The organism is Bacillus sp. B4EP4a, from assembly GCF_006680105.1.
GTDB classification, from domain to species: Bacteria; Bacillota; Bacilli; order Bacillales; family DSM-1321; genus Peribacillus; species Peribacillus simplex_E.
In genome coordinates, this window is record NZ_VHIK01000111.1 from 1 (window position 1) to 208 (window position 208).

The window sequence follows — 208 nt, forward strand, 5'->3', positions numbered from 1 at the left end:
TTACGCCGTTTACTCGTGAATTCACGCTATTTACTTGTAAATTTACGATTTACTCGTGAGTTTACGCTATTTACTCGTGTGTTTGCACCGTTTACTCGTGAGTTTGCACTATTTACTCGTGAGTTTACGCCGTTTACTCGTGAGTTTACGCCGTTTACTCGTGAATTCACGCTGTTTACTTGTAAATTTACGATTTACTCGTGAGTTT

The 208-nt window shown here is 38.9% G+C and carries 1 protein-coding gene; it reads left to right on the forward strand.

Translation table 11 applies throughout. The features are described 5' to 3' along the window. Nucleotides 1-204, forward strand: a 204-nt coding sequence (locus FNK51_RS26865) for a hypothetical protein (RefSeq protein WP_181762360.1), incomplete at its 5' end; no start/stop codon positions are given. Nucleotides 205-208 lie beyond the last annotated feature (4 nt).